Genomic DNA, 8,272 nt, shown 5'->3' with positions numbered 1-8,272 from the left:
CGACTCCGTCGGGCGCGGCGGCCCAGCCGGACGCGTCGGTCACCACCGCTCGCTGGAGTGAGTCGTCGTCGATGACGTCGGCGTCCAGCCCGAGCCGGTCCAGCGCCCCCGGCACCATCCGGAACCACGCCATGTCCCCCACCAGCTCCCGGTACACCTCCTGCGCCCGCGCGGCCTGCGCCGACACCGCCTCGTCCGGCCGCGCCCCCGCCTGCGCGGCCGTGGTGGGCATCAGCACCGCCACGTCACAGGCGTGCCGCCCCAGCGACAGCGCCGCGCACAGCCGTGTCACGGCGTCGGCGAAGACCCGGTGGTGCCGCCAGTACGGCTGCCGCCAGTCCGTGGCCGGCGGCGCCCACTCCCACCACCCGCCCTTGGTCGTGTAGTAGACGGCGTGCGGGTTGTACAGGGTCGCCCCGGCCCGCAGCCAGGGCAGCAGCCAGTCGAAGGTCTCCTCCAGCGTGCCGCCCCAGCCGCTGGAGTGGAACGCCTCGATCCAGGTGCGCGGCCGTCCGTACAGGTGGGCGAGCGAGGAGTGCACCCGCGCGTCGCCGTGGTGGTCGGAGCCGGGGGCGCTGAACCAGCGGTGGGTGCGTGGATAGTCGGCGTACAGCTGCACGCCCTCGACCGGATGTCCGGCGCGGGCGGGATCCTGCTGGTCGCAGCCGCTCAGCAGGCCGTGGCGGGCGTGCCAGTCGGCCAGCGGCCGGAAGAACGCCTCCTCGGCCAGCTCGGCGCGGGTGCGCTGGTGGTCATGCCGCGCCCGGTCGGCCTCCTCGCCGTCCTCCCCCAGCAGCCGGGGCGTCAGCTCGTGCCCCCGTCGCTTGGCGAACTCGGCGGCGAACGTGTCCGACCAGGTGGGGACGGACGGCAGCTCGTCCTGGAAGGATCCGGCGACCACCCGGCCGAGCCGGGGGCCCAGCCTGCGCTCGAACTCGCCGTGCACCCGGTCGATCAGCGCCGCGCACGCGTCGGCCGACAGGTAGTCGAAGCCGCGCGTGGTCACCGAGCCGTCGGGCGCCAGCCAGCGCCCGGCGAACTCGGGGCGCTCGTCCACGAGCCGCGCCTGAAGGTCGGCCCCGGAGAAGCCGAGCTGGTCGTAGAACCACAGCGAGATCCCCAGCTCCTCCGCGTCGTCGCAGACGAGCGTGAGCAGTCGCCACCACTCCTCGGAGAAGAACGGCGGGTCGTCGGCATCGGAGCCGAACATCGGCCCCGACGGCGCCAGGTTGAGGATCACGAGGTTCCACACGCCGCCTTCGGCGAAGCGTTCGAGCTGCCGGCGCAGGCGTTCGCGGGTCAGCCGCTCGCCGCTCCACCACCAGATGGCGGTGGGGGAGTACGCCTTGGGCGGTTCGCGCAGGATGTCGGCCAGAGCCGCAGGCAGCGTCATCAGTGTCTCCGGTGCTCGGGTGAGGCGAGCTTCACCTTGGCAGTCGAAAGTCACGCTGTCCAGCGTTAAGTTCACACGAAAAATGAGATATCGGTCGGCGGCCGAACCGGCCGAAAAAGGAGATGCTGACGGTTGTACGGCTCTGTTAGCGTCAGCCTCATGTCCGACCCGGAGTTTCCCGTCCTCGGCACCGAGCCGGTCGCCGTGGAGCTGGCCAACACGCTGTACGACGGCACCGACTACCTGCGTACGGCCGCCTGGGTCGACGCCTGGTTCGCCCTCGTCCGCCCGGCGGAGACGGCGGCCATGGGACGTGTGGCCGCCGACGTGCGCGCGCTGCGCGACAGCGTCCACCACCTCCTGACGGCCGCCGTCGAGGGCCGGACGCCCGACGCGGCGGCGGTCGAGCGGGTCAACGCCTTTGCCGCGGCCGCCCCCACCCACCTGCGGCTGGACTGGTCCGCCGGCGGGCCGGCCGCGCACTGGGCGGACACCACCGACGGGAGCACGGCGACGCTGGGCCGCATCGCCACCTGCTGCATCGAGCTGCTGACCGGCCCGCGGGCGGGCGGCGTGCGGCGCTGCCAGAGCCCCGACTGCTCGCTGATCTTCGTCCAGAGCCATCCGCGCCGACGCTGGTGCCACCCCTCCTGCGCCCACCGGGACAGGCAGGCGCGCTACTACCGCCGGCATCACAGCACGGGAGCGTCCTCATGATCACTTGGCGTCGGCTCGCCGAGTCCGACTTCCCCCTGCTCAAGCAGTGGCTGGAGGAGCCGCACGTGGCCCGCTGGTGGAACCACGAGACCTCCGCCGAGGCCGTGGCGCGCGACTTCGGCGCCGCCGTCCGGGGCGAGGAGCCGTCGGAGGACCTGCTGATCCTCCTGGACGGCAGCCCGCTCGGCCTGGTGCAGCGCGTCCTGCTGGCCGACTACCCCGAGTACGTCGCCGAGCTGGAGCCCGTCGTCCCGGTGCCGGAGGGCGCGGTCAGCCTCGACTACCTGATCGGCGACGCCGGCCAGGTCGGCCGGGGCCTCGGACCGGCGATGATCCGCGCCGTCGTCGAGGCGACCTGGACGGAGATCCCGTCGGCCACCTGCGTCCTGGTCCCGGTGTCGGCGGCCAACCGCCGCTCCTGGCGGGCGCTGGAGAAGGCGGGGCTGCGCCGCGTCGCCGAGGGCGACATGGAGCCGGACAACCCGATCGACGACCGCGCCCACTACCTCTACCGGATCGACCGCGAGGACGCCTCCGGCACGTGATCGCCGCCGTCCCGGACGGGCGGGCGGACCTCAAGGCGCTGAGGCGGGCGTGCCTCAAGGGTTTGAGCGGGGCGTGCCTCGGAGCATCCGGGCAGGCGTACCTCGAAAGCGGCTCCAGGGGCGGTCGCCGCCACCCGCGCGCTCCCGCCGTGCGCCTCGGCGACGGCCGCCACGATCGCCAGCCCGAGCCCCGCCCCGCCGCGCGTCCCGCCGCGTGTCCTGGCCGGGTCGGCGCGGTAGAAGCGCTCGAACACGTGCGCCGCCTCCTCCTTCCCGAGCCCCGGTCCTTCGTCGCGCACCTCGACCACCACCGTCCCGTCGTCCTCCCGGACCGTGACGGTGGCCGCGGTGCCGGGGGGAGTGTGCGCGCGGACGTTGGCCAGCAGGTTGTCCACCACCTGCCGCAGCCGGGTCCGGTCCCCCCGTACGACCGTCCCGCCCGCCCCGGTGACCAGCCGCAGCGGCCGGTCGGGTTGTACCGCGCGGGCGGCCTCGACCGCCTCGCCCGCCAGCTCGGCCAGGTCGACCGGCTCCCTCTCCGACGGCCGTCCCTCGTCGAGGTCAGCGAGCAGCAGCAGCTCGTCCACCAGCACCCCCATGTGGACGGCCGTGGACTCGATCCGCGCCATGGTCTTGGCCAGGTCCTCGGCGCTGTCGGAGGCGCCCCGCCGGAACAGCTCCGCGTACCCGCGCACGGTCGCCACGGGCGTGCGCAACTCGTGCGAGGCGTCGGCCACGAAGCGCCGCAGCCGCTCCTCGGAGGCGGCCCGCTGCCGGAAGGCGCCCTCGATCTGGCCGAGCATCGCGTTCAGCGCCAGCCCGAGCCGGCCCGCCTCGGTGCGGGGCTCGGCCGGCTCGACGCGCCGGGTCAGGTCGCCGTCGCCGATGGCCTTGGCGGTCGCCGCGATCTCGTCCAGCGGACGCAGCGCGCGGCTGATCGCACGGAACGCGACCGCGGCCAGCAGGCCCAGCGCGAACACCGTGATCGCCCCCACCACCCCCACCAGCCGCCCGATCAGCAGGTCGTACTCGGTCGTGCGGATCCCGGTGGTCAGGATCCGCCCGTCGGGCAGCCAGGAGATCCGCAGCCACCAGTCGTTCTCGTGATCGAAGGGCCCGCCGTCACCCAGGTCCTCATCCCCCGGGCCGCCGTCACCCGGCCCGCCGTTCTCCGAGCCGTCGTCGCGGACGAACAGCGCCCCGTCCGGCGACTGCGCCGTGCTCGGTCCCGGCCACCTGGCGCGGGCCGGCCCGCTGGGCGCCCCGTGCGGCGCGATGGTCCGCAGGACGTGGCCGCCCGCGCCGCGCACCTGCACGAACGCCGGTGAGCCGCCGGCCAGCATGGCGGCCGACAGCAGCCTGGCGGTGTCCCCCTCGGGCTGCGCGATCACGCGCCCGTCGGCCATCAGCGCGGCCATCGACGCCGAGAACCGGTCCAGCTCGGCGTGCGCCCGTTCGGCCGCCACGTCCCGGATCACTCCCCAGGCCGCGATCGGCACCCCCAGCAGCCCCGCGGTCAGCAGGAGCAGCATCGTGACGCCGAGCCGCACCCGCATCGACAGGCGGCTCAAGAGACCCCGTCCCTCCGGGGGAGGCGCAGGGCGTAGCCCACCCGCGGCACGGTCTGGATCAGCGGCTCCTCGCCGTCGTCCACCTTCCTGCGCAGGTAGCTGATGTATGTGTGCACCACGCCCTCGCTGCCGCCCGAGTCGTACTCCCAGACGTGGTCGAGGATCTGCTGCTTGGTCAGCACCCGCCCGGCGTTGGCCACCAGGTAGCGCAGCAGCTTGAACTCCGTCGGCGTCAGCTCCAGCAGCCGCCCGCCGCGCCGCACCTCGTAGGCGTCCTCGTCGATCTCCAGGTCCGCGTACGACAGGCGGGTCGCGCGGCGCGTGCGGCTGAGCACGACCCGCGTGCGGGCGATCAGCTCCTCCAGGCTGAACGGCTTGGTCACGTAGTCGTCCCCGCCCGACGTGAGCCCCGCGATCTTGTCCTCGGTACGCCCCTTCGCGGTCAGGAAGATGACCGGCACCTGGTGCCCCAGCCGCCGCAGCCGACGGCACGCCTCCAGTCCTGACACGTCGGGCAGCATGACGTCCAGCACCACCAGATCGGGCGAGAAGTCGCCCACCCGGGCGACCGCCTCGGCCCCGGAGCCCGCGGCGACGGCCTCGAAGCCCTCGTACCGCATGGCCATCACCACCAGGTCGGACAGGTTCGGGTCGTCGTCCACGACGAGGATGCGCGTGCTCACCCCTCCAGTCTCGCGCCGCGTCCTTGGAAATCTCTGTGGAGCCGCAGACCGCTCACAGATCCGTCGAAGATCGTCGGGCTGCACTGGGTGGCATGACTGACTTCGTTCTGCGGCACAAGCTGCTCGTCGTCCTGGTCTGGCTGGGACTCGCCGTTCTGGGCGGGTTCGCCACGGCCGGGCTGGGCGACCGGCTGAAGGAGGACCTCGCCCAGCCCGGTCAGCCGGGCTACGAGGCGAACCAGGCCCTCCACCGCCTCTACGGCACCGGCGGCGACGACCCGCCCCTCGTCGCGGTGATCACCCTGCCCGCGGGCGCGACGGTGGACGACCCCGGGGTGCGCGCGGCCCTCGGCAGGCCGTTCGCGGCGGCGGCCGCGGCGATGCGGGTGCGCACCGTGTCCTACGCCGACACCGGGGACCGCCGCTTCGTCGGCGCGGACGGGCGCACGACGTACGGGCTGGTCTTCACCGCGCCCACCCGCGGCATGAACGCCGACCTCAGCGAGCCCCTCCTGCGCGCCATGCGCCCGGCCGTGCCGGACGGCGCGACGCTGCGCGTCACCGGCCTGGAGGCGCTGGGCGAGGCCGAGGCGGAGGGGATCGGGCGAACGGCCACGAAGGGGACGAGGCCGTCAGACGGGCCCTGGCGACCGCCGGGCGGTCCGTGGTGATCAGCGGGGCCACGGTGGGGATCGGGCTGGTGGCCATGGTGGTCCTCCCGGTGCCGTTCCTGCGCAGCATCGGGTACGGCGGGATCCTGGTGCCGCTGGTCAGCGTGGCGGCCGTGCTCACCCTGCTGCCGGTGCTGCTGGCCAAGGGAGGCGCCCGGCTGGACTGGCCCCGCCGCCGGCCGCGGGGCGCTCGCCTGACCGCTCAGGGGCGCAGGGCCTTCAGCGTGAGGTCCACCAGGGCGTCGGCGTAGTCGGCGGTGAGCGGCCCCGCCCGCAGCAGCCACCGCTGGTAGAGCGGGGCGTACAGCAGTTCGAGCGCCAGGTCCAGGTCCGCGTCCGCGGCGATCTGGCCGGCCCGCTGCGCGCTCCGCAGCCGCTCCTTCTTGGCCTCGTCCACCGGTCCGGCGAGCTTCTCCCGGTATTGGCGGGCGAGGTCGGGGTCGTTGGCGATCTCCGTGTTGAGCGCCCGTACCGGCGCCTCGAAGCCGGGGTCGGCGAACTCCGCGACCGTCGCCCGCATGACCGCCTTGAGGTCGGCCTCGACGTCGCCCGTGTCGGGCAGCGCCAGCCCCTCGGCCCCCTCGCTGAGCACCAGGAACGAGTCGAGGATGACCGCGCCCTTGCCCGGCCACCACCGGTAGATCGTCTGCTTGCCGACGCCCGCCCGCGCGGCGATGGCCTCGATGGTGACCTTGCCGTATCCCAGCTCGGTGACCAGGGCGCGGGCGGCGTCGAGGATCGCCCGGCGGGAGCGCTCGTTGCGGCGGGCGGGGTTGGGCTGCTTGTCGGCGGACATGGCGACGACGATAGCACTTCTGCGAGACGAGACGATCCGTCTTGACGTGAGCCGGATGTTTGAGGCATGCTTCAGCTTGCGAGACGGACCGTAACGTCTCGCGAAGGCCAGAAAGAGGAGGTGGGCCGGATGACGGCTCGCGTGTGGTTCATCACCGGAGCGTCCCGTGGCCTGGGCCGGGCGTTCGCGGAGGCGGCGCTGGACGCGGGTGAGCGGGTCATCGGCGCCGCCCGCGACGTGGAACCCCTCGCCGACCTGGCCGAGCGGCACCCCGGCCGGCTCGTCCGGCTCACGCTCGACGTGTCCGACCGCGAGGCGGTGCGCAGGACGGTGGACGAGGCGGCGGCGGCCTTCGGCCGGCTCGACGTCGTGGTCAACAACGCCGGCGGCATGCTGCTCGGCATGCTGGAGGAGGCGACGGAGGAGCAGATCAGGGCGCACTTCGACGTCAACCTGTTCGGCGCGATCTGGGTGGCCCAGGCCGTCGTCCCGTACCTGCGCGAGCAGGGGCACGGCCATGTCCTGCAGGTCACGTCGATGGGCTCGGGCAGCGGGGTCGCCTCCGCCGGCCTGTACGCGGCCGGCAAGTCGGCCCTCGACTCGATCAGTCAGGCGCTGGCGATGGAGGTGGCGCCGTTCGGGGTCAAGGTCACCATCGTGCAGCCGGGCGGGTACGACACCGGCCTGTTCACGGTCGGCACCACGATGACCGAGCCCATGCCGCAGTACGCGCCGCTGCGCGAGCAACTGGCCGAGATGTGGGGCGACGACGCCGGACCGGCTCCGGCCACGGCCGCGCCCGTCGTCATGGAGCTGGTCGACCTGCCGGACCCGCCGCTGCGGCTGATCGTCGGCGGGGCGTCGTACGACATGGTCCAGCAGATGGACCGGGCGAGGACGGAGGAGTATCGGGCCTGGGAGAAGCTCAGCCGCAAAGCGCCGGGCTAATACCTGACAAACACGTACATCCTGACAAGGGTCAACGGCGTACGCTGCTCAGCATGCGCAAACGGGTGATCGACGACCGCTTCGAGCTGGTGGAGCGGCTCGGCGGTGGCGGCATGGGCCTGGTGTGGCGCGCCTGGGACGTGGCGCTGCACCGGGAGGTCGCGCTCAAGGAGGTGCGCCCGCCCGACCCGGACATGGACCAGCACGACCCGGAGGGCGCCCGCGAGCTGCGGGCCAGGGTGCTGCGTGAGGCCCGCGCCCTGGCCCGGCTGAACCACCCGCACGTCGTGACGATCTACCACATCGTGGACAGTGGCGACAGCGGCTACCCGTGGCTGGTCATGGAGCTGGTCTCCGGTGGATCGCTCCAGGAGCGCCTCGAACACGGGCCGATGACCCCGCAGGACGCCGCTCGCCTCGGCCGCGAGATCCTCTCCGCGCTGAGCGCCGCGCACGCGGTCGGCATCCAGCACCGCGACGTCAAGCCCGCCAACGTCCTGCTGCGCCCGGACGGCCGTTCGGTGCTGACCGACTTCGGCATCGCGGCGGTCCGCGAGTCCACCAGCCTGACCGCGACCGGCTCGTTCATCGGCTCGCCCGAGTACATCTCGCCGGAGCGCATCAACGGCGTCGAGGGCGACCCGGCCTCGGACCTGTGGTCGCTGGGGATGCTCCTGTACGTGGCGGTCGAGGGCCGCCACCCGTTGCGCAGGGCCACCACGCTGGCGACGCTGGCGGCGGTGCTCAACCAGGACGTTCCGCCGCCGCAGCGGGCCGGGGCGCTCGGGCCGGTGCTCGGGCGGCTGCTCACCCGCGACCCGGCCGCCAGGCCCGACACCGGCTCGCTGGACCGCATGCTGGCCTCGGTGGCCGACGGCTCGGCCCCGATGCCCGGCCCCGGCTGGGCCCCGGGCCCGCCGCCCCAGAAGCCGCCGTACGAGCAGCCGT

10 protein-coding genes are annotated in these 8,272 nt (G+C 73.7%); 6 read left to right on the top strand and 4 right to left on the bottom strand.

What is annotated here, in order from left to right; all coding sequences use genetic code 11:
* Positions 1-1,393: glycosyl hydrolase (locus tag KME77_RS04640; RefSeq protein ID WP_281424039.1), on the bottom strand; the 1,393-nt coding region annotated here is incomplete at its 3' end.
* Between the two features lie 159 nt (positions 1,394-1,552).
* On the opposite strand from KME77_RS04640, the gene KME77_RS04635 reads away from it, so the two are divergent.
* Entirely contained in the window at positions 1,553-2,110 is a 558-nt protein-coding gene (locus KME77_RS04635) for a CGNR zinc finger domain-containing protein (protein ID WP_219462283.1), read from the top strand.
* Positions 2,107-2,655 carry a GNAT family N-acetyltransferase gene (locus tag KME77_RS04630; protein WP_219462282.1) on the top strand — a complete coding sequence of 183 codons (549 nt, stop codon included), beginning with the start codon at positions 2,107-2,109 and terminating at the stop codon, positions 2,653-2,655. The genes KME77_RS04635 and KME77_RS04630 overlap by 4 nt, the downstream gene beginning before the upstream one ends.
* Here KME77_RS04630 and KME77_RS04625 read toward each other — a convergent pair.
* Both KME77_RS04625 and KME77_RS04620 read right to left on the bottom strand, forming a co-directional pair.
* The gene (locus tag KME77_RS04625; RefSeq protein ID WP_219462279.1) at positions 2,619-4,226 is read right to left on the bottom strand and encodes a sensor histidine kinase; all 1,608 of its coding nucleotides are present in this window, start codon (positions 4,224-4,226) and stop codon (positions 2,619-2,621) included. The two genes, KME77_RS04630 and KME77_RS04625, sit on opposite strands and share 37 nt — an antisense overlap.
* The gene (locus tag KME77_RS04620) at positions 4,223-4,909 is read right to left on the bottom strand and encodes a response regulator transcription factor (RefSeq protein ID WP_308250551.1); all 687 of its coding nucleotides are present in this window, start codon (positions 4,907-4,909) and stop codon (positions 4,223-4,225) included. Before KME77_RS04620 ends, KME77_RS04625 begins: the two co-directional genes overlap by 4 nt.
* A 92-nt stretch (positions 4,910-5,001) precedes the next feature.
* On the opposite strand from KME77_RS04620, the gene KME77_RS04615 reads away from it, so the two are divergent.
* Together KME77_RS04615 and KME77_RS04610 are read left to right on the top strand one after the other, a co-directional pair.
* On the top strand, positions 5,002-5,580 hold the full coding sequence (locus KME77_RS04615; protein WP_219462278.1) for an MMPL family transporter: 579 nt from the start codon (positions 5,002-5,004) through the stop codon (positions 5,578-5,580).
* Entirely contained in the window at positions 5,553-5,831 is a 279-nt protein-coding gene (locus KME77_RS04610; RefSeq protein WP_219462285.1) for an MMPL family transporter, read from the top strand. Before KME77_RS04615 ends, KME77_RS04610 begins: the two co-directional genes overlap by 28 nt.
* Here KME77_RS04610 and KME77_RS04605 read toward each other — a convergent pair.
* The gene (locus tag KME77_RS04605; RefSeq protein ID WP_219462277.1) at positions 5,783-6,376 is read right to left on the bottom strand and encodes a TetR/AcrR family transcriptional regulator; all 594 of its coding nucleotides are present in this window, start codon (positions 6,374-6,376) and stop codon (positions 5,783-5,785) included. The two genes, KME77_RS04610 and KME77_RS04605, sit on opposite strands and share 49 nt — an antisense overlap.
* 129 nt (positions 6,377-6,505) lie before the next feature.
* Here KME77_RS04605 and KME77_RS04600 point away from each other — a divergent pair, with 129 nt between their 5' ends.
* Complete coding sequence (locus KME77_RS04600; RefSeq protein ID WP_219462274.1) at positions 6,506-7,324, top strand: SDR family NAD(P)-dependent oxidoreductase; 819 nt, start codon at positions 6,506-6,508, stop codon at positions 7,322-7,324.
* A 53-nt stretch (positions 7,325-7,377) separates the two neighbouring features.
* The coding region (locus tag KME77_RS04595) for a serine/threonine-protein kinase (RefSeq protein ID WP_219462272.1) at positions 7,378-8,272 on the top strand (895 nt) is incomplete at its 3' end.

The sequence above is a fragment of the Nonomuraea rhizosphaerae genome, assembly GCF_019396405.1.
Classification (GTDB): Bacteria; Actinomycetota; Actinomycetes; order Streptosporangiales; family Streptosporangiaceae; genus Nonomuraea; species Nonomuraea rhizosphaerae.
Note: the sequence above shows the minus strand (reverse complement) of the source record. Positions and strands in the feature narration are given on the sequence as shown.

What these genes read in the sequence shown, in the direction of transcription:
- KME77_RS04635 (WP_219462283.1), top strand. Translation starts at nt 1,553, where the DNA reads ATGTCCGACCCGGAGTTTCCCGTCCTCGGCACCGAGCCGGTCGCCGTG.
- KME77_RS04630 (WP_219462282.1), top strand. Translation starts at nt 2,107, where the DNA reads ATGATCACTTGGCGTCGGCTCGCCGAGTCCGACTTCCCCCTGCTCAAG.
- KME77_RS04615 (WP_219462278.1), top strand. Translation starts at nt 5,002, where the DNA reads ATGACTGACTTCGTTCTGCGGCACAAGCTGCTCGTCGTCCTGGTCTGG.
- KME77_RS04605 (WP_219462277.1), bottom strand. Translation starts at nt 6,376, where the DNA reads ATGTCCGCCGACAAGCAGCCCAACCCCGCCCGCCGCAACGAGCGCTCC.
- KME77_RS04600 (WP_219462274.1), top strand. Translation starts at nt 6,506, where the DNA reads ATGACGGCTCGCGTGTGGTTCATCACCGGAGCGTCCCGTGGCCTGGGC.